The organism is Streptococcus sp. GMD5S (genome assembly GCF_000298715.2).
In the GTDB taxonomy this organism is placed as follows: domain Bacteria; phylum Bacillota; class Bacilli; order Lactobacillales; family Streptococcaceae; genus Streptococcus.
In genome coordinates this window covers 41,813-59,901 of sequence record NZ_AJRG02000009.1, presented here as the reverse complement: position 1 = coordinate 59,901, position 18,089 = coordinate 41,813, and the positions used below count along the sequence as shown (strand labels likewise).

Genomic DNA, 18,089 nt, shown 5'->3' with positions numbered 1-18,089 from the left:
CGTGTAATATAAAAACAAGTAAAAAGTTGAACTATAGGGAATATTGTGTCATAATAGGTAATAGATGAATAATTAATAGATTGGAAATAATGCTTTCTTACCTTAACAAGTTGAATTGGTTATACATTTTTTCGTCGCAATTGTGTCTATCTCTCGAGTTTAGCTAGTTTTTATAAGCTCTGGCTTCTAATCAATATAACAAATTTTAGAAGTGCATAAGACAAGATGGTGACATTACTACAGTCATTTCTAGTCACCATATGTTGCTGGCACAGGCTGTTTGTAGTGTTGGCTATTTACTAGTCAGTTTAATCGGAGTGTTTAATTTTTATTGTTGAAAGGTTTTTATATGGCGAAAATTCTATCTTTAGGTCTGACAGGTAAGAAATTACTTGCTCAGGGGTTCTTGTTTGTTCTGCTAGGTCTCATCTTGATGGTCACGGGGACTTGGTTGCCAGTAAAGGTTATTCGACTGGTTCTGTTTTTAGCTTGGATAGCAACGGTCTTAGATTTAGTATTACGTATTTTCAAAAAAAGTCAGTCAACGGACACCTTGGGAGTTGCACTGGTTAAATTGTTAGTGCTGGGATATTTGCTTGGCTCCAATCTTGCGACGGATGTGCCGATTTATATTTTGGCTCTTGTGATTGGAGTTTATCAGATTTTTCATGCTAGTATTAACCTTGTCACCTATGTTCTCTACCGCAAAAACAAAATTCGACCTCGTTTTCGTCTCTTACTAGATGGACTCGTACTAGTTTTTCTTGGTGGGACTAGTCTTTTGTCCTCTACAGGAAATTCTGTCTTTCAACTCTTTGTATTAGGGGCTTATTTTTTCCTTTATGGTGTGTCCAATATCCGTGATGGTTTCTTGTTTGAGGAGGAAATTGGGAAAAACCATCTCAAACGTCGCATTAGAATTAGCTTACCTATTGTCCTAGCCGCTCTCATCCCTGCAAGAACTTTAGCAAAAATCAACAAATTCATGCAGGAAAATGCTGATGAGAGAGAGGATATCCATCTTGGAATGGTGAAGTCTGGTAAGACAGCGGAGCTTGAAATTTTTGTTCATACAGCTGAGACCTCTCTGTTTTCGGCAATTGGTCATGTGGATATCTGCTATCAAGGCCGTGTTATTTCTTATGGCAACTATGATCCGTCTTCTGAGACCTTATTTGGCATGGTAGGAGATGGTGTCTTATATTTCTGTGATCGTGACAAGTACATTGACCTATGTAAACGTGAGAGTCAAAAAACGCTTTTTGGTTATGGGATAGATTTGACGCCTGAAATGGAAAAAGCAGTTCAGAAAAAGTTGGCTGAATTGAAACAACTGACGATTCCATGGGAGCCAAGTGCAGATAAAATCATGACAGGTGATGGTAAGGAAGACTACACCTACGCTTATAAAATCAGACATGAGACAGATGGGGAACTTTATAAATTTATCAAATCTAAGTTTAAATCCTACTTTGTCTTATCTACAAACTGTGTGCTCTTGGCTGATACCATAGTCGGTCAGGCTGGCACCGATATCCTCTCACCCAAAGGATTTATCGCTCCAGGAACTTACCAAGCCTACCTTAATCGAGAGTTTGAAAAACCAAATAGTATAGTCGTATCTAAACATGTTTATTAAGGAGAATTTATGAACTTAGTAAAAAAATACACCCCGTTAATACTTTTTATAGGGCTGGTTGCTCTTGTAATTCTGAATGCATCGAGCTTTATATCAGGAGCAATCTCTCTCTTTGATGTAATATCAACCTTGATTTATGGTGCTGTTATTGCTTTTGTGCTTAATGTTCCTATGAAAAAAATTGAACAGTACTTAGTTAAATTGAAGGTAAAGGCAGAGTTGCGTCGTCCGATTGCCATGGTACTTGTTTTCCTAGCTCTTATCTTAATCGTGATTGCTCTTTTGGTTTTGGTGCTGCCAACCCTAGCCCAGACTATTAGTCAGCTGGGAACAGTCCTTTCAACAGTCCTTACTCAACTTGGGAAATTGCTAGGCAGCTCGGAATTTGTAACCAAAGACATGTTGTCAACTATCGTATCAGGCATACAGGGACAATCTAGTTCTATTAGCCAAGCTTTGATAGGTTTTTTATCAGGTCTGACTAGTAATATCGGCAATATTTTTTCAAGTTTGATGAATGCCTTTTTGATTATAGTCTTCACCTTTTTATTTTTATCCAGTAAGGAACATTTGGCAGCGATGACGAGTCGACTTCTAAAAGTTTTTCTTCCAGAGAAGGTGGTGATAAAGTTGACTTACATTGGACAAGTAGCACTAGAGACTTATGACCAATTTTTGATGAGTCAGCTGATTGAAGCAGTTATCATAGGAGTTATGATAGCGGTTGGTTACAGCGTGTTTGGGATACCCTATGGAGTAATGACAGGTATCTTTGCAGGAGTGCTATCGTTCATTCCTTATGTAGGGCCTATGATTGCTTGTGTTGTGGGAGCGATTTTTATCTTCACAGTGAGTCCTACTCAAGCCTTACTTTCTCTTCTTCTATATCAAATCATACAACTGATTGAGGGAAATCTTATCTATCCCAAAGTTGTGGGTCAATCTATTGGCTTACCAGCCCTTTTCACGCTTGCGGCTGCTAGTATCGGAGGGAATCTTTTCGGACTACTTGGAATGATATTCTTTACCCCCGTATTTGCTGTTATCTATCGACTGGTTAAAGAATTTGTCGTTGCAAAGGAAAATCAGGTAGATTAAGAAAAACTAAATTTAATAAGATATACTGAGAAGAGAGTGAGAGATTCTCTTCTCTTTTATTTTTAAATACTTTTCTACAAAAAGCTATTAGACGTTAAAAAAAGCCTTGGTTTCAAGGCTTATTTCTGTTGATTTAGATGTGCCCCCTGCAGGGCTCGAACCTGCGCCCCATAGCTTAAGAGTCTACTGCTCTACCAACTGAGCTAAGGAGGCAACAGAAAAAGCTGAGAATGTAACTTCCCAGCTATTTTAATATGCCCAAAATGGCAGCTAGATTATTTACGAAAGGCATCAAGGATATAGGTGAAACCAACAATTAAAAATGCAAAGGCAACGACATAAACGACAAAGACACTTGTAGCTACTGGATTGAACAAAATCACTAGACCTAGTAAAAATGCAAGCAACGCTATCCACATGATATGGTTGCCAATAATAGGGAAAATCAATCCCAGACGATTGCCTTTAAAGAAAGCTATAATGGCTTCTACAATTAACCAAATTCCTAAAATAGTTGGAATGACAACTGGCAGCGTCACAAAGCCATAGGCAACGAGGTAAAGAGCTAAGAGAAGATTAACAATCCCTTGGAAAAGATGAGCTGGTGAGCGAAGCTCTTTTGGTACAGAGAAATAGCCTAAAATAGCTGCTATAGAAGAAACCAGTAAACCAAATGCAATCCACCAGCTGTAAGCAACAAGATTAGCTACTGGGTTTGTAAATAGGAAAAGTCCTAAAAGGACAAAAACAACTCCTGCAAGGAATAGCAGTAAACGATTAGAAAATTTCATTTCAATACCCCCTATATAGTATAGTATAGTTTGATAATAAAAATATTATACACCTTTTTAGAGGAAATGTCAATAAACAAAATGGAAAATTTGGAAGTTTCAGTCTGATTTATGAAAAGAAAATCAGTTTTTATTATTTTGAAAATAAAAAGAGAAGATAAAATTTGTCTTCTCTACATGAAAATATTGTATGGCATCAAAGCAAAAGTAACTGGCTTTACACTATTTGTTAAGATGTAATTTGATTCAAAAAGAAAAGATAGATTTAAAATGTGGGACAAATGATGGGGTAAATCAGTTATAGACAAGCAAAAAAAGCCTTGATTTACAAGGCTTTTTCCTGTTGTATTTAGATGCCCCCTACAGGGATCGAACCTGTGACCCACGGATTAAGAGTCCGCTGCTCTGCCAGCTGAGCTAAGGAGGCAAAGAAAAAAGCTGTATTGGTGCCGAAACTTCACGGTTTGTATTGAACCCGCGCAATTAAGCAGGTGGGCAACTCGCTCTAACTGAAGCTGTTTCCGTATGAGACGGCCTACATGCTGTTAGAAGACTTTTGTTTCCCTAATAATACAAAAAATAGTCGGTCAACACTTAAGTGTGAAGTCGTACACCACAGCGTTTCTATGTTTATATAATACCACTTTTTCAAAAAAAATCAAGAGGAAAGTGCAATTTTTTGAAAAGGATTTCAGATTTTTCGCAAACGGTCGATAGCTTCCTTTCTTTGAGCCAAAGCCCGTTCATATTTACCAGTATCTTCTGCTTGGAAATAGTGATGATTACGAATTTTTTCTGGTAGATAGTCTTGCTTGACCCAATTTCCAGGATAGTTGTGTGGATAGAGATAGTTTTGGGCGTTCCCAAGTTCCTTGCTTCCACTGTAGTGGCCATCGCGCAGGTGTCGAGGGATAGGCAAATGCCCTGATGTTTTGAGATCAGCAAGGGCCTTGTCCATCGCCACATAGGCTGAGTTGGATTTTGGAGAAAGGGCCAAGTCAATCACGACATTGGCAATGAGAATGCGGGCTTCTGGGAACCCAATCTTCTGGGCAGCATCCAGAGCAGTCACAGTGTGAATCTGGGCTTCAGGATTGGCCAAACCGATATCTTCATAGGCGATAACGGTCAAGCGACGAGCGAGACTTGGCAGATCCCCAGCCTCAATCAAGCGGGCAGCATAGTGAAGACTGGCATCAACATCTGAGCCACGGATAGACTTTTGCAGGGCAGATAGAACATCATAGTGACCGTCTCCATCCTTGTCCATAGTGATGTAGCTTCTCTGAAGACTATTTTCCATGATGTCTAGAGTGATATGGCGAATGCCCTTATCATTCTCAGGGGTAGAAAGAACAGCCAAATCCAGTGAGTTAAAGGCAGAGCGCAGGTCTCCGTTTGTAGAGGTTGCGATGAAGTCCAGCGCATCCTCATCTAGTTCTACTGGAAAATCAAAACCACGCTCAGGGTTACTTAGAGCTATCTGTAGAGCCTCTTTGACTTCTTGGTTAGACAGAGGTTCCAACTCAAAAATTTGAACACGGCTACGAATGGCAGGAGTGACAGAAAAGAAAGGATTTTCAGTTGTAGCCCCAATCATGATGACTAGTCCACTTTCCAAAAGAGGCAAGAGGAAATCTTGCTTGGTTTTATCTAGTCTATGAATCTCGTCTAGTAGCAGTACAAGGCCACCTGAGAATTTAGCTTCTTCAGCAATCTCTTGGAGCCGTTTTTTACTATCAACAGTGGCATTGAAGGTCCGAAAGGCATACTTGGTTGTTCCAGCGATGGCAGAGGCGATACTGGTTTTGCCGATTCCTGGAGGTCCGTAGAGAATCATGGAAGACAGACGATTGGCTTCCACCATACGACGGATAATTTTTCCAGGTCCTACCAGATGCTTTTGACCGATGACTTGGTCGATAGTTTTAGGGCGCATGCGAAGCGCGAGATTGTCTGGCATAGCAGTCCTTTCTAACATGGATTTTCTGATGTATATGTGGTAAGATGGTAGTATCTATTTTAGCATATTTCCGAGCAATCAGGGCGATTAAAGAGTCGCATAGAAAGAGGACAAAATGGCAACATACGGATTTTTAGATGTTTTACAGGAAGAGTTGGACAAGAACTTTCCTTTTGATTATGAGATTAGTTGGGACAAGCGCAACCACGCGGTTGAAGTGAGTTTTCTTTTGGAAGCACAAAACGCTGCAGGTGTGGAGATGGTGGACGAGGACGGAGAGGTATCATCAGACGATATCCTCTTTGAGGAAGCAGTTCTTTTCTACAATCCTGCAAAGTCAACGGTTAACGCAGAAGACTATTTAACAGTCATCCCTTACCTGCCTAAAAAAGGATTTTCTCGTGAATTTTTAGCTTATTTTGCACTTTTCCTCAAAGATACTGCCGAGGTTGGGCTGGATGCCCTCATGGACTTTTTGGAAGACCCAGAAGCAGAAGAGTTCGTCATGGAATGGAACCAAGAAGTCTTTGAAGAAGGAAAAGTCGGTTTGGAAGAGGGAGAGTTTTATCCTTATCCGAGATACTAGGAAACTTTAAAAATAAGGAATTCAAAGAGGAGAGAGCATGTTAGAGAAAATCAAACAAATTTTTATGAGAAAGTCAGATAAATCTGAGTTTTCTTCCTCTTCTCTTCCTCGCAATCGCTTTGCGGATCTAGATTTCGAGCGAGTATTGAAGTTTGGAACTCGTCGCCTCGTTAATGAGGAGGGACTCTACGCAGAGGATGGTAAAATCACAGAACTTGAATTTCCTGAAGATTTTGCGGAATTTGAATTTCTAGTTGGTTTTAAGACGGAGGAAGAAGAGCAGTTTCAACAACTATTAGCTCGTTTAAATAGTATTGACAATGCCATTCAGTCTTGTTTGGAAAGTGAGATGCAACAACCCATCCCTCAGTTTGCCAAGGATTTGGGCTATACTCAGAAGAGGTGGGAAAGGACATTTTACTTCCATCCTTGGGTATTAAGTTTTGAGGAAAATCCGCCTAATCTTCGCTATGTTGCAGATTATGTAAATGATGAGTTTACCGTTTATTTTGCTAAAAAACATGGTAGATGGCAGGCATACTGGGATGCAGATTGCCAAAAGGTGATTGAAGAAAGCTAGCTAGGGGTTTTCTATAGAGTAGTAGTTATGATAAGAAAAGGTCATCATCATGGAATTATTGGATAAACACTTGGATTTTACGGGTTGTAAAATTGCCCTCTTTTGTGGAGATAAGCTACTGACCATCTTGCGTGATGACAAGGACAATATCCCTTGGCCCAATATGTGGGAATTGCCAGGTGGTGGTCGCGAAGGGGACGAAAGTCCTTTCGAGTGCGCAGCGCGTGAAGTTTATGAAGAACTAGGAATTCATCTGACTGAGGATTGCCTGCTCTGGAGCAAGGTCTACCCCAGCATGCTCTATGAAGGTCGGCAGTCTGTCTTTATGGTCGGTCAGCTAAGTCAAGAACAATTCGACAATATCAACTTTGGAGATGAAGGACAGGCTTATAAGCTGATGAGCATTGAGGAATTTTTGAATTCTAAACAAGCTGTGCCTCAGCTACAGGCGAGATTGAGGGATTATTTAAAAGAAAGTGAATAGAAAGGATGGTTCGGTTAAATTTCTAAACTGAACCCGCCCTAAACACTGTGCCAAAAAGATAAACTTCTCATAGACACAAGCGTCTTCAGAGAATTTCCTATTTGGCTTTGTGCATGACGGGCTTGGTATCTTAATTATGAAAACATGGCAAGAGTTAAAAGTAACGGTTAAGCGTGAGGGGGAGGAGCTGGTCTCCAATCTCTTGATTGAGTTAGGTGCCCAAGGTGTTGCGATCGAAGACAGCATGGACTATGTGGGGAATGTCGACCGTTTTGGTGAGATTTTTCCAGAGGTCGAGCAGCAAGAAGAAATCATTGTGACAGCCTACTACCCTGATACGGTTGATGTGGCAGTGGTTGAGGCAGATTTGCAGGCTCGCTTAGAAGAATTGACGGATTTTATGGATTTGGGAGATGTCAAGATGGGCACGACTGCCTTGGCTGAGGAAGACTGGGCTGACAACTGGAAGAAATACTATGAGCCAGCTCGCATCACTCATGATTTGACCATCGTGCCATCTTGGACAGACTATGAGGCGACTGCTGGAGAAAAGATTATCAAGCTGGATCCAGGCATGGCCTTTGGGACTGGGACGCATCCAACGACCAAGATGAGCCTTTTTGCCTTGGAGCAGGTTCTTCGTGGTGGCGAAACGGTGCTTGATGTGGGAACTGGTTCAGGTGTCCTCTCCATTGCCAGCTCGCTTCTGGGTGCCAAGGAAATTTTCGCCTATGACCTGGATGATGTGGCGGTTCGTGTCGCTCAGGAAAATATTGAGCTCAACCCTGGCATGGAAAATATACATGTAGCGGCTGGAGATTTGCTTAAGGGTGTTGAGATTGAGGCAGATGTGATTGTGGCTAATATCTTGGCGGATATTCTCATTCATCTGACAGAGGATGCTTATCGCTTGGTCAAGGATGAAGGCTACCTGATCATGAGTGGCATTATCAAGGACAAGTGGGACATGGTGCGCGAGTCGGCTGAGTCAGCTGGATTTTTCCTTGAAACTCACATGATTCAAGGAGAATGGAATGCCTGTGTCTTTAAGAAGACTAAGGATATTTCAGGTGTGATTGGAGGCTAGCATGCAGCAGTATTTTGTAAAAGGCAGTGCTATCTCTCCAGTGACTATCGGGGACAAGGAAACCAGCAAGCATATGTTTCAGGTTATGCGCCTGAAGGAAGATGATGAAGTAATCTTGGTCTTCAATGATGGTATCAAGCGTTTGGCGCGCGTGCTGGATGTGGAAAATCGTCAGTTTGAATTGATCCAAGAATTAGCTGACAATGTGGAACTGCCAGTTCAAGTAACCATCGCATCAGGCTTTCCCAAGGGAGACAAGCTGGAGTTTATTACTCAAAAAGTAACCGAACTGGGTGCCAGCCAAATCTGGGCCTTTCCTGCCGACTGGTCGGTTGCTAAGTGGGACGGCAAGAAATTGGGCAAAAAGGTTGAAAAACTTGAAAAAGTCGCCCTTGGAGCAGCTGAACAAAGCAAGCGTAATATCGTTCCAAGTATTCAGCTTTTTGAGAAAAAAGCAGATTTTCTAGCTCAGTTTGACCAGTTTGACTCAATTGTGGTGGCTTATGAAGAATCAGCAAAAGAGGGAGAAACCGCTGCGTTTATCCAAGCAGTCTCTGGTCTTGAAAAAGGAGCCAAGTTGCTCTTCATCTTTGGTCCAGAAGGTGGCCTGTCACCTGCAGAAATTGAGAGTTTCGAAGCTAAGGGAGCAGTCTTAGCAGGACTTGGACCTCGCATTTTGCGAGCAGAAACAGCACCACTTTACGCTTTATCAGCTCTTAGCGTATTATTAGAGTTAGAGAAATAAGAGGAAGAAAATGGAACAAAAACACCGTTCAGAATTTCCTGAAAAGGAACTTTGGGATTTAACCGCCCTTTACCAAGACCGTGAGGATTTCTTGCGAGCAATCGAAAAGACTCGCGAAGATATCAACCAATTTAGCCGTGACTACAAGGGCAATCTTCATACGTTTGAGGAGTTTGAAAAGGCCTTTGCAGAATTGGAACAAATCTACATTCAGATGAGTCATATTGGTAATTATGCCTTTATGCCTCAGACGACAGACTATAGCAATGAAGAATTTGCCAATATTGCCCAAGCTGGGATGGAATTTGAAACAGATGCCAGCGTAGCCTTAACCTTCTTTGACGACGCCTTGGTGGAAGCTGATGAGGAAGTCTTGAACCGTTTGGGTGAATTGCCTCACTTGACGGCAGCTATTCGCCAGGCCAAAATCAAAAAAGCCCATTACCTAGGGGCAGATGTGGAGAAGGCCTTGACCAATCTGGGTGAAGTTTTCTACAGTCCCCAGGACATTTACACTAAGATGCGAGCTGGGGACTTTGAAATGGCTGACTTTGAAGCCCATGGCAAGACCTACAAGAACAGCTTTGTAACTTATGAGAATTTCTACCAAAACCACGAGGATGCAGAGGTGCGTGAAAAATCCTTCCGTTCTTTCTCAGAAGGACTTCGTAAGCACCAGAATACAGCTGCAGCAGCCTATCTAGCTCAGGTTAAGTCTGAAAAACTCTTGGCAGATATGAAGGGGTATGACTCAGTCTTTGACTATCTTTTAGCTGAGCAAGAAGTGGACCGTGCCATGTTTGACCGCCAGATTGACCTCATCATGCAAGAATTTGCGCCAGTTGCTCAGAGATACCTCAAGCATGTTGCCAAGGTCAATGGTCTTGAAAAGATGACCTTTGCAGACTGGAAATTGGACTTGGACAGCGCTCTTAATCCTGAAGTGACTATTGATGACGCCTATGATTTGGTCATGAAGTCAGTAGAACCTTTAGGACAAGAATATTGTCAGGAAGTTGCGCGCTATCAAGAAGAACGCTGGGTGGACTTTGCTGCTAATAGTGGAAAGGATTCTGGTGGTTATGCGGCGGATCCATATCGCGTGCACCCTTATGTCCTCATGAGCTGGACTGGTCGTTTGAGTGATGTCTATACCTTGATTCATGAAATTGGGCATTCTGGTCAATTTATCTTTTCTGATAATCACCAAAGTTACTTCAACGCTCATATGTCGACCTACTATGTCGAAGCGCCGTCAACCTTCAATGAATTGCTTTTAAGTGATTATTTGGAGCACCAGTCTGACGACCCTCGTCAAAAACGCTTTGCCCTTGCTCATCGTCTGACAGACACCTACTTCCATAACTTTATCACCCACCTCTTGGAAGCAGCCTTCCAGCATAAGGTTTATACATTGATTGAGGAAGGGGAGACCTTTGGAGCAAGCAAGCTCAACAGCATTATGAAGGAAGTTTTGACAGATTTCTGGGGAGATGCTATTGAAATTGACGACGATGCGGCCTTGACTTGGATGCGACAAGCTCACTATTACATGGGCTTGTATAGCTACACCTACTCTGCTGGTCTTGTCATCTCGACAGCAGGTTATCTCCATCTGAAAAACTCTGAGAATGGGGCTAGAGACTGGCTCAATCTCCTTAAATCAGGTGGTAGTAAGACACCGCTTGAGTCAGCCATGATTATCGGTGCCGATATTTCAACAGACAAACCACTCCGTGATACAATCCAATTCTTGTCAGACACAGTTGACCAGATTATCGCCTACAGTGCCCAGTTGGGAGAGTAGGGGGAATTTAGGATAAGGATATGAACAGAATTAAAAAATGGCTGGAGCAGGATTCACAAAGAATACGTTTTATAAAAATAGGCCTAGTCTTGTTGGGAATCATTTTATTGATTGCTCTTCCTACTCTCTATCTTGTTTTGAGCGGAGTTGGTATTTGGTATTTTGTAAAGAAAGTACCAGATATTCGAAAAAGAAATTTAATGATAGGACTTTTTGTTGTTAGTTTTATTGTAGTTTCTCTTCAAACTCCGACAGTCACAAAGAAAATTTCATCTTCTCAATCAGAAACTAAGCAAACTGCGGCATCCACTGCTAAAGTAGAGTCAACAACCGATGCTTCATCTAGTACAGAAGAGGCAAAACGAGTTGATGAAGAGAAAAAAGCTAAAGAAAAAGCAGAAGAAGAGAGAATTGCCAAAGAAAAAGCTGTAAATGAGTTGCAAGAAAAAGGTGAAACCTTAGTCAAACAATTGGAAGAAAGTCAAGATGCAAGTCAAGTGAAGTCTGTTAAAGAAACAGTTAATCAGATTGAAAATAATGATAAAAAGGCAGAATTGCTCGATAGGATAGACGCAGTTGAGTCTTTAATTTCTCAAAAAGAAGAAGAGAAAAGAATTGTGCGTGAATCTGAGACTAAAGCCCAACAGCAAGATAGAATTGTCTATGTTGCAAACCATGGGAATGCGAAAGTTTATTGGTATAGTAAGGATAGAATGCCTTTAAAAACTAATAAAGCTAATGTTGTCGAGATGACAGAGGCTGATGCAATTGCAGCAGGAAAACGTCTATCTAAAAAAGAATAAGATAGAAAGTTATCTTGGGCTGGCTTTTTAAACAGTTGCTAGAAATGTAGAGGTATTGACCATGTATCAAGAGTTACTTAGAAAAATAGCAGAAGAAAAACCAAGTTATCATGAGGAAGAAATCCAATGGTTGCTTGATCATTTGGGAGATCCTTCTCCAGAAATTCGCGATGACCTTGTTTTTACAAGCTTTGCTAGAGGGATTCAGGAAGAGCTATTTACACAGGAACAATTTTATTTCATTGCTGAAGGGATTTCATCTGATGGAGGGTTAGATAAAGAGATTGATAAGGTAGGCTTGTCAACACTTGAACGTTCTTTTAGGGCGCTTATTTATGCAAATCTCTTGTCTGCGGATGCCAACCAGCAATCGATTTTTTATCAGGGATTAAAAGCAGAAATTCGTAATGTCCTTTTAAATCAAGGCTTGCACTATCTTTCAAAAGAAAAGGATACAACGAGTTTTTCAAGTCAGTATGGTTGGGTTCATGCTTTTGCACATGGAGCCGATTTACTGACAGAGGTAGTTTGTCATCCAGACTTTCCTAAAAACAGAGTTCATGAAGTATTTGATATACTTGGCCAACTATTTAAAAGAGTTTCGATTCGCTTTACAGATGATGAGGATTGGCGTTTAGCAAGAGTGATCTATGAACCTATTTTACAAGGGAAGTTGGAGCAAGAGCAAGTAGCTTCTTGGATAAAAGCTGTTGATTTTCCGATAGAAGAAAGGGAGGATTTTTACAAATTTTCAAACTTTAAGTCCTGTCTGTTGGAAGTCTATGTTCAACTTGACCAGAGAAATAGTTTACAAGATGACTTGAAAGACGCTATCCAGTCTTTTCAATACTAGAGATTAGCTAATAGTTATATGATTTTCAAGAAAATTTCCAATAAATTTTCTTGGAACCCTTTCCCTCTTTTGATAGACTAGTATCTAGTTTTTGAAAAAAGGAGAAAGAAAATGAAAAAATTTGTCGCTGAGTTAATCGGTACTTTCATGCTTGTGCTCATCGGAACAGGAGCTGTTGTTTTTGGAAATGGTCTTGATGGCCTTGGTCACCTTGGAATTGCCTTTGCCTTTGGTTTGGCAATCGTAGTTGCAGCCTACTCAATCGGAACTGTTTCAGGTGCTCACTTGAACCCAGCTGTTTCGATTGCTATGTTTGTTAACAAACGTTTGTCATCAAAAGACCTTGTCAACTACATCCTTGGTCAGGTTGTTGGAGCTTTCCTTGCGTCAGCTGCGGTATTCTTCCTCTTGTCTAACTCAGGCATGTCAACTGCTAGTCTTGGTGAAAATGCCTTGGCAAACGGTGTCACTGTCTTTGGTGGATTCTTGTTTGAAGTCATCGCAACCTTCTTGTTTGTTGTGGTTATCATGACAGTGACTTCAGAAAGCAAGGGCAATGGTGCGATTGCTGGTTTGGTGATTGGTTTGTCCTTGATGGCGATGATTCTTGTGGGATTGAACATTACTGGACTTTCAGTAAATCCAGCCCGTAGCTTGGCACCAGCTGTTTTGGTAGGTGGAGCAGCCCTTCAACAAGTATGGATTTTCATCCTTGCGCCAATCGTTGGTGGGGTTCTTGCAGCTCTTGTTGCGAAAAACTTCCTTGGAACAGAAGAATAATTGAAACTCAAAAAGCCTTGCTCCTCATTTTGAGGAACAGGGCTTTTTCGTATGAGTTTAGCGGTTGTCAACTTTCTCTGGATAAAGGTCGTGTTGGAAGAGACGTTGTTCTGCCAAGCCTTCATACTTAGTTCCAGGCTTACCGTAGTTGTAGTAGGGGTCAATTGAGATACCACCGCGAGGTGTAAATTTTCCCCAAACCTCTAAATAGCGAGGGTCTAGCAAGTTGACCAAGTCTTTCCCGATGGTGTTGATACAGTTTTCGTGGAAATCTCCGTGGTTTCGGTAGCTAAAGAGGTAGAGTTTGAGGGATTTTGACTCAACACAGAGCTTGTCAGGAATGTAGGAAATATAAATGGTCGCAAAGTCTGGTTGAGCAGTGATTGGACACAGTGAGGTAAATTCAGGACAGTTAAATTTGATGAAATAGTCATTTTCCACATGACGATTGTCAAAGGATTCGAGGACTTCTGGTTGATAGTCAAAGATGTAGTTGGTTTCTTTGTTGCCTAGTAGGCTGAGCTTTTTCATTTCTTCTTGTTGTGACATGATTTTTTCTTTCTAATCTTAAACTCCACGTTGGTTATCGTAGAGGAGGGTATGGAGTTGAGGAAGGACGCGGACATTGCCCCAGCTATCGTCGGCAGCGATGCGTTCCCAGAGTTCTTTGAGGCGGTCCAGTTGATCTTGGACAATATTACCCGTAGCCTTGGGCTCAGGATTTCCAGCCGATAAGAAGAGGACATCTGGTTGGTAGCGTTCTTGTATGCCTCTGGCAAAGGCCAAATCGGCATCGTCAAAGACTGGAATTTTAAAGGTGACCTTATCTGGATCCAGTTGGGAAACGATAAAGTCCAGGGTCTCAAAGTTGACTTCCATCTTGGATGAAGGAGGTTTGGGACTCAGGGTGACTTGGTCAATGTCTTTTAACCAGTTTTGCCAGCGAGAGCCTTGGGTCTCAACAGCTAGAGTGACACCGCGTTCTTTGAGCTTGGTGACCAGTTGAGCCATGTTAGCTGCTAGGATAGCAGGATTTCCGCCAGACAAGGTAACGTAGTCGTAGTTTCCCAATTTATCTAAGGCAGCAATGACTTCGTCAGCCGTCATGCGAGTTGGTTTTTCAGAACCATCCCAAGTAAAGGCGGAGTCACACCAGTCGCAGTGGTAGTCGCAACCAGCAGTACGGACAAACATGGTTTTCTGCCCAATAGCACGACCTTCACCTTGAAAGGTTGGGCCGAAAATTTCCAGAACTGGTAGTTTGAGGACACGTTCCCTAGTCATCTAACCACTCCCGTCTAAACTCCGCAAAGGCAGTCGGAGTCTCATAGAGGCGAACGTATTCCAGACGGAGACCGCGCTCGTCTGGCAACTCTTGACTCATGGTTTGGAAAATCCAGTAAACCATGTTTTCAGCAGTCGTGTTCATATAGGGTAGAGTTTCGTTGAGATAGCGATGATCCAAGTGAGGTTCTAAGTAGTTCTTGTAGATAGCTTTGATGTCTCCAAAGTCATAGGTCATGCCCCGTTCATCTAAAAATCCACTGACAGCGATTTGCAAATGATAAGTGTGGCCGTGCAGGGATTTACATTTTCCCTCATAGTGAAAGAGGTGATGGGCAGCATCGAAGGTGAACTCTTTTGATACCAGAGTTCTGTGAGGATTGTAGACAAGAGACTCCCCAGTTTCTTGTTTGATTTCTTTGGGTGCAAAAAACATTAGCCCTCTCCTTTCTGTGAGAGATAAACATCTAAACCATGTTGACGTAAGTGACAAGCTGGGCAATCCCCACAGCCACTTCCGATAATCCCATTGTAGCAGGTCAAAGTCTTTTCACGAACATAGTCAAAGGCACCGAGTCGGTCGGCTAACTCCCAAGTTTCAGCCTTGTCTAGCCACATGAGAGGTGTTTGGATAACAAAGTCGTAATCCATGGCAAGGTTAAGCGTAACATTAAGGGATTTGACAAAGACATCCCGGCAGTCAGGGTAGCCTGAAAAATCTGTCTCGCAGACACCTGTCACGATATCTTTAATACCACGTTGCTTGGCTAGAACTGCCGCAAAGGATAGAAAGAGGTGGTTGCGACCATCAACAAAGGTATTGGGAACCTCTCCCTCTTTTTGCTCAATCTCCAAATCAGAGGTTAAGGCATTTTCAGTGATTTGTCCCAGCAGAGACATATCTAAGATGTGATGACGAATGCCTTGTTCCTTAGCGATTTCTCTAGCAACTTGAATTTCGAGATGATGGCGTTGGCCATAGGCAAAGGTGACAGCTTCGACTGTTTCATAGTGTTCTTTAGCCCAAAAGAGGCAGGTTGTGGAATCTTGACCGCCGCTAAAGACGACCAAGGCTGAATGACGTTTCATAGTACTCCTTCTAAAATTGGAAATGTTCAGAGCACGCAAAAAGCTCCCTTGAGGGGAGCTAAAAAATACCAAGTAGAGGTTTTTTTTAGCGATGGCATGTCCCAAACATCGTAATATTCTACCTACAGTCTAGCATATTTTTTTAAAAATGGCAAAGGGCAAGAAAAAAAGAGACCAAATAAAGTACTTGGTCTCTCGTGTGATTAGCTCAATTCAGCAACGATAGCCTTGATTTGTTCTGCAGTGTGTACTCCAGCAACTTGTTTTACCACTTGGCCATCTTTCTTGAAGAGAAGGGTTGGGATAGACATGATTCCAAAGGCACGAGCTGTGTTTGGATTTTCATCAACGTCCATTTTAACGATTTTCAAGACATCTTCTGAAAGTTCTTCAGACAATTTGTCCAAGATTGGACCTTGCATACGACATGGACCACACCAAGTTGCCCAGAAGTCTACCAAGACCAAACCGTCTTTTGTTTCTTGTTCAAATGTTGCATCTGTAATTGCTTTTGCCATTGTATTTCTCCTTTTTTAGTTATATTGGCTTAAATCTTGTTTCATGAGATAGAAGAAGACATCTCCATAAGTCCCATGGTAGTCCAAATCATGACCATTATAGGTCAATTTTTGAACGGGGTAATAGTCTGCGACACCGATAAGGCAGGCATGTTGAGAACGTTCAAAGTCTTGGTAAGATTCGAAAGTCATGGTTCTCTCTTGCTTGCTGGCGTCTAGATAAGTAATTTCGATCATATAAAACTCCTTTGTTGTTCGATCTTGACTTTATTGTACTCCTTGAAAAGAGGAATGTCAAGAAAAATGATTGCGCACGCAACTTTTTTAAAAAACCTGATTAAGAAATGAAGTCAAGACTCGTTTCTAGTCTTTCTTCGACGGCCTTTTGCAGGTAAGCTAGAGTTGTCTGACCCTCGTCAGTCAGGCAGATAAAACTAGCCCGTCTATCCTGATCGCAACACCGGCGACTAAGCAAACCGCAGTTTTTCTCTTCCAGACGACCTACCATTCTAGAAACAGCGCTCGGGCTAAGATGGAGTTTATCTGGCAGGTCAATCTGTCGTAAAGATTTTTCATCAGCTAGGTCAAGATAGTAGAGTAGGTAAAACTCTTTCAAGGTCAGTCTTTGTTCACTCTGCTGGGCAATAGTTTCTTCCAACAAGGCTTCCATTTCCTTTTGACGGCGGTTGTAGTCAAACCACTTTTCCAAATAGGTCATTGCTTTCTCCTTTCTTTTCAAAGTAAAAATCACAAAGTCATTACTGATTATCTTTGTAACACAAGATGATTGCGCATGCAATGATTATACTACTTTTAACTAATCCTTGCAAGAGAGAAGAATTGCGATATTTCCTTGAAATTTTCTGAAAAAAGAGTAAACTGGTATGCAAGAAGTCTATTTCGTGGAGTTTAGGATGAAATTATATGTTCAATTAATGATTCTCTTTGTGATTTCTCTTATCGGAGAGGGAATTTCTAGTTTCTTTCATCTGCCCATCCCAGGCAGTATTATCGGTTTGATTATTCTCTTTCTAGCCTTACAGTTCAAGTGGCTAAGGACCAGACATGTCAACATGGTTGGAAATTTCTTGCTGGCCAATATGACCATTCTCTTTTTGCCGCCAGCAGTGGGTATCATGGAAAAGTTTGATGTGATTGCCCCTTATCTTTTACCCATCGTCTTGATTGTCTTTTTTGCGGCTGTCATCAACATTATCCTTATTGCCCTAGTGGTTCAGTTTATCAAGAGACGATTTGAGGGAGATTATGAGAAAGGAGATGCCAAATGAGCGAATTTGTATCCAATCCTCTATTTGGGATTGCATTATCTATCCTAGCTTATCTAGTGGGGATGTTGATTTACAGACGTTTTCCCCATCCCTTGACAACGCCCTTGCTTTTGTCGGCTATTTTTATCATTATTTTCCTTAAGGCGACGGGTATTTCTTATCAAGATTATTACCAAGGTGGGGTTTATCTGAACAACTTGATTGTCCCATCGACCGTGGCTCTAGGGATTCCGCTTTATAAGAGTTTTCATCTGATGAAGCACCATGCGCGGAGTATTCTTTTCGGGAGTCTGTTAGCAGTAGTTGTCAATACCTCTTTCACAGCCCTTGTGGCGAAAATATTTGGCATGGACTTTTTCCTAGCCATTTCTCTCTTTCCCAAGTCGGTAACGACAGCCATGGCAGTGGGGATCACAGAAAAATTGCAAGGATTGACAACCGTAACCTTGGTGGTTGTAGTAGCCACTGGGATTTTGACCAGTGTTATCGGACCCACCCTTTTGAAGTGGTTGAAGATTGACGATCCAGTTGCAGTTGGACTTTCCCTTGGTGGAACAGGTCATGCTGTCGGAACAGGAACGGCTTTTCGCTACGGTTCTGTAGCAGGAGCCATGGGTGGCTTGGCTATCGGTATTACTGGTATTCTCTACGTATTTGTAAGTCCCATCGTAGCCAGTTTGATATTGAGTTAAT

22 protein-coding genes and 2 tRNA genes are annotated in these 18,089 nt (G+C 41.8%); 13 read left to right on the top strand and 11 right to left on the bottom strand.

What is annotated here, in order from left to right; translation table 11 throughout:
• Positions 1-349: 349 nt before the first annotated feature.
• Positions 350-1,639 carry a membrane protein gene (locus tag GMD5S_RS0205850; RefSeq protein ID WP_001062783.1) on the top strand — a complete coding sequence of 430 codons (1,290 nt, stop codon included), beginning with the start codon at positions 350-352 and terminating at the stop codon, positions 1,637-1,639.
• Positions 1,640-1,648: 9 nt separating this feature from the next.
• Positions 1,649-2,737, top strand: coding sequence for an AI-2E family transporter (locus tag GMD5S_RS0205845; RefSeq protein ID WP_001055016.1), 1,089 nt, complete (start codon positions 1,649-1,651; stop codon positions 2,735-2,737).
• Between the two features lie 140 nt (positions 2,738-2,877).
• Here the strand turns inward: GMD5S_RS0205845 and GMD5S_RS0205840 are convergent.
• From GMD5S_RS0205840 to GMD5S_RS0205820, 4 genes are all read right to left on the bottom strand, one after another.
• A tRNA-Lys gene (locus GMD5S_RS0205840) sits at positions 2,878-2,950 on the bottom strand.
• Between the two features lie 62 nt (positions 2,951-3,012).
• Positions 3,013-3,528, bottom strand: a complete 516-nt coding sequence (locus GMD5S_RS0205835; RefSeq protein WP_000672739.1) for a DUF308 domain-containing protein — start codon at positions 3,526-3,528, stop codon at positions 3,013-3,015.
• A gap of 354 nt (positions 3,529-3,882) precedes the next feature.
• Positions 3,883-3,955 (bottom strand) — tRNA-Lys (locus GMD5S_RS0205825).
• A gap of 264 nt (positions 3,956-4,219) precedes the next feature.
• Positions 4,220-5,491 (bottom strand): replication-associated recombination protein A, encoded by a 1,272-nt coding sequence (locus GMD5S_RS0205820; protein ID WP_001113238.1) that lies wholly within the window; start codon positions 5,489-5,491, stop codon positions 4,220-4,222.
• A gap of 115 nt (positions 5,492-5,606) precedes the next feature.
• Here GMD5S_RS0205820 and GMD5S_RS0205815 point away from each other — a divergent pair, with 115 nt between their 5' ends.
• The 9 genes from GMD5S_RS0205815 (at position 5,607) to GMD5S_RS0205775 (ending at position 13,216) form a co-directional block, all read left to right on the top strand.
• Complete coding sequence (locus tag GMD5S_RS0205815; RefSeq protein ID WP_000257133.1) at positions 5,607-6,077, top strand: DUF3013 family protein; 471 nt, start codon at positions 5,607-5,609, stop codon at positions 6,075-6,077.
• 37 nt (positions 6,078-6,114) lie between these two features.
• Positions 6,115-6,657 (top strand): hypothetical protein, encoded by a 543-nt coding sequence (locus tag GMD5S_RS0205810; protein WP_000890355.1) that lies wholly within the window; start codon positions 6,115-6,117, stop codon positions 6,655-6,657.
• 49 nt (positions 6,658-6,706) lie between these two features.
• Complete coding sequence (locus GMD5S_RS0205805; RefSeq protein WP_000421346.1) at positions 6,707-7,141, top strand: NUDIX hydrolase; 435 nt, start codon at positions 6,707-6,709, stop codon at positions 7,139-7,141.
• A gap of 136 nt (positions 7,142-7,277) precedes the next feature.
• Complete coding sequence (gene prmA, locus GMD5S_RS0205800; RefSeq protein WP_000860551.1) at positions 7,278-8,228, top strand: 50S ribosomal protein L11 methyltransferase; 951 nt, start codon at positions 7,278-7,280, stop codon at positions 8,226-8,228.
• Position 8,229: 1 nt separating this feature from the next.
• Positions 8,230-8,973, top strand: coding sequence for a 16S rRNA (uracil(1498)-N(3))-methyltransferase (locus GMD5S_RS0205795; protein ID WP_001188214.1), 744 nt, complete (start codon positions 8,230-8,232; stop codon positions 8,971-8,973).
• Between the two features lie 10 nt (positions 8,974-8,983).
• Positions 8,984-10,780, top strand: coding sequence for an oligoendopeptidase F (gene pepF / locus GMD5S_RS0205790; RefSeq protein WP_000435606.1), 1,797 nt, complete (start codon positions 8,984-8,986; stop codon positions 10,778-10,780).
• Positions 10,781-10,800: 20 nt separating this feature from the next.
• Complete coding sequence (locus GMD5S_RS0205785; protein ID WP_001079821.1) at positions 10,801-11,583, top strand: hypothetical protein; 783 nt, start codon at positions 10,801-10,803, stop codon at positions 11,581-11,583.
• Between the two features lie 61 nt (positions 11,584-11,644).
• On the top strand, positions 11,645-12,436 hold the full coding sequence (locus GMD5S_RS0205780; protein WP_000284153.1) for a DUF2785 domain-containing protein: 792 nt from the start codon (positions 11,645-11,647) through the stop codon (positions 12,434-12,436).
• Positions 12,437-12,547: 111 nt separating this feature from the next.
• Positions 12,548-13,216 carry an MIP/aquaporin family protein gene (locus GMD5S_RS0205775; protein WP_000714864.1) on the top strand — a complete coding sequence of 223 codons (669 nt, stop codon included), beginning with the start codon at positions 12,548-12,550 and terminating at the stop codon, positions 13,214-13,216.
• A gap of 57 nt (positions 13,217-13,273) precedes the next feature.
• On the opposite strand, the gene queF is transcribed toward GMD5S_RS0205775, so the two are convergent.
• The 7 genes from queF to GMD5S_RS0205740 form a co-directional block, all read right to left on the bottom strand.
• Complete coding sequence (queF, locus tag GMD5S_RS0205770) at positions 13,274-13,765, bottom strand: preQ(1) synthase (RefSeq protein WP_000082573.1); 492 nt, start codon at positions 13,763-13,765, stop codon at positions 13,274-13,276.
• Positions 13,766-13,783: 18 nt separating this feature from the next.
• Entirely contained in the window at positions 13,784-14,500 is a 717-nt protein-coding gene (queE, locus tag GMD5S_RS0205765; RefSeq protein WP_000196454.1) for a 7-carboxy-7-deazaguanine synthase QueE, read from the bottom strand.
• The gene (queD, locus tag GMD5S_RS0205760; RefSeq protein WP_000464575.1) at positions 14,493-14,936 is read right to left on the bottom strand and encodes a 6-carboxytetrahydropterin synthase QueD; all 444 of its coding nucleotides are present in this window, start codon (positions 14,934-14,936) and stop codon (positions 14,493-14,495) included. The genes queE and queD overlap by 8 nt, the downstream gene beginning before the upstream one ends.
• The gene (gene queC, locus GMD5S_RS0205755) at positions 14,936-15,589 is read right to left on the bottom strand and encodes a 7-cyano-7-deazaguanine synthase QueC (protein ID WP_000820630.1); all 654 of its coding nucleotides are present in this window, start codon (positions 15,587-15,589) and stop codon (positions 14,936-14,938) included. The genes queD and queC overlap by 1 nt, the downstream gene beginning before the upstream one ends.
• A 203-nt stretch (positions 15,590-15,792) precedes the next feature.
• On the bottom strand, positions 15,793-16,107 hold the full coding sequence (gene trxA, locus GMD5S_RS0205750; protein WP_001029581.1) for a thioredoxin: 315 nt from the start codon (positions 16,105-16,107) through the stop codon (positions 15,793-15,795).
• 15 nt (positions 16,108-16,122) lie between these two features.
• A complete protein-coding gene (locus GMD5S_RS0205745) occupies positions 16,123-16,344 on the bottom strand; it encodes a DUF4649 family protein (RefSeq protein ID WP_000570262.1) in 222 nt (73 codons plus the stop codon).
• Between the two features lie 100 nt (positions 16,345-16,444).
• Positions 16,445-16,825, bottom strand: a complete 381-nt coding sequence (locus GMD5S_RS0205740) for a MarR family winged helix-turn-helix transcriptional regulator (RefSeq protein ID WP_000221647.1) — start codon at positions 16,823-16,825, stop codon at positions 16,445-16,447.
• 196 nt (positions 16,826-17,021) lie between these two features.
• On the opposite strand from GMD5S_RS0205740, the gene GMD5S_RS0205735 reads away from it, so the two are divergent.
• Positions 17,022-17,396 (top strand): CidA/LrgA family protein, encoded by a 375-nt coding sequence (locus tag GMD5S_RS0205735; protein ID WP_000781325.1) that lies wholly within the window; start codon positions 17,022-17,024, stop codon positions 17,394-17,396.
• Positions 17,393-18,088 (top strand): LrgB family protein, encoded by a 696-nt coding sequence (locus GMD5S_RS0205730; RefSeq protein WP_001288936.1) that lies wholly within the window; start codon positions 17,393-17,395, stop codon positions 18,086-18,088. The genes GMD5S_RS0205735 and GMD5S_RS0205730 overlap by 4 nt, the downstream gene beginning before the upstream one ends.
• The last annotated feature ends 1 nt before the right edge of the window (position 18,089 follow it).

Coding starts and splice junctions, on each gene's coding strand:
- GMD5S_RS0205810 (WP_000890355.1), top strand. CDS start 6,115: ATGTTAGAGAAAATCAAACAAATTTTTATGAGAAAGTCAGATAAATCT.
- GMD5S_RS0205820 (WP_001113238.1), bottom strand. CDS start 5,491: ATGCCAGACAATCTCGCGCTTCGCATGCGCCCTAAAACTATCGACCAA.
- GMD5S_RS0205730 (WP_001288936.1), top strand. CDS start 17,393: ATGAGCGAATTTGTATCCAATCCTCTATTTGGGATTGCATTATCTATC.
- GMD5S_RS0205780 (WP_000284153.1), top strand. CDS start 11,645: ATGTATCAAGAGTTACTTAGAAAAATAGCAGAAGAAAAACCAAGTTAT.
- GMD5S_RS0205845 (WP_001055016.1), top strand. CDS start 1,649: ATGAACTTAGTAAAAAAATACACCCCGTTAATACTTTTTATAGGGCTG.
- queD (WP_000464575.1), bottom strand. CDS start 14,936: ATGTTTTTTGCACCCAAAGAAATCAAACAAGAAACTGGGGAGTCTCTT.
- GMD5S_RS0205775 (WP_000714864.1), top strand. CDS start 12,548: ATGAAAAAATTTGTCGCTGAGTTAATCGGTACTTTCATGCTTGTGCTC.
- prmA (WP_000860551.1), top strand. CDS start 7,278: ATGAAAACATGGCAAGAGTTAAAAGTAACGGTTAAGCGTGAGGGGGAG.
- GMD5S_RS0205815 (WP_000257133.1), top strand. CDS start 5,607: ATGGCAACATACGGATTTTTAGATGTTTTACAGGAAGAGTTGGACAAG.
- GMD5S_RS0205850 (WP_001062783.1), top strand. CDS start 350: ATGGCGAAAATTCTATCTTTAGGTCTGACAGGTAAGAAATTACTTGCT.
- GMD5S_RS0205735 (WP_000781325.1), top strand. CDS start 17,022: ATGAAATTATATGTTCAATTAATGATTCTCTTTGTGATTTCTCTTATC.
- GMD5S_RS0205745 (WP_000570262.1), bottom strand. CDS start 16,344: ATGATCGAAATTACTTATCTAGACGCCAGCAAGCAAGAGAGAACCATG.
- GMD5S_RS0205835 (WP_000672739.1), bottom strand. CDS start 3,528: ATGAAATTTTCTAATCGTTTACTGCTATTCCTTGCAGGAGTTGTTTTT.
- queC (WP_000820630.1), bottom strand. CDS start 15,589: ATGAAACGTCATTCAGCCTTGGTCGTCTTTAGCGGCGGTCAAGATTCC.
- queF (WP_000082573.1), bottom strand. CDS start 13,765: ATGTCACAACAAGAAGAAATGAAAAAGCTCAGCCTACTAGGCAACAAA.
- GMD5S_RS0205740 (WP_000221647.1), bottom strand. CDS start 16,825: ATGACCTATTTGGAAAAGTGGTTTGACTACAACCGCCGTCAAAAGGAA.
- pepF (WP_000435606.1), top strand. CDS start 8,984: ATGGAACAAAAACACCGTTCAGAATTTCCTGAAAAGGAACTTTGGGAT.
- trxA (WP_001029581.1), bottom strand. CDS start 16,107: ATGGCAAAAGCAATTACAGATGCAACATTTGAACAAGAAACAAAAGAC.
- queE (WP_000196454.1), bottom strand. CDS start 14,500: ATGACTAGGGAACGTGTCCTCAAACTACCAGTTCTGGAAATTTTCGGC.
- GMD5S_RS0205785 (WP_001079821.1), top strand. CDS start 10,801: ATGAACAGAATTAAAAAATGGCTGGAGCAGGATTCACAAAGAATACGT.
- GMD5S_RS0205795 (WP_001188214.1), top strand. CDS start 8,230: ATGCAGCAGTATTTTGTAAAAGGCAGTGCTATCTCTCCAGTGACTATC.
- GMD5S_RS0205805 (WP_000421346.1), top strand. CDS start 6,707: ATGGAATTATTGGATAAACACTTGGATTTTACGGGTTGTAAAATTGCC.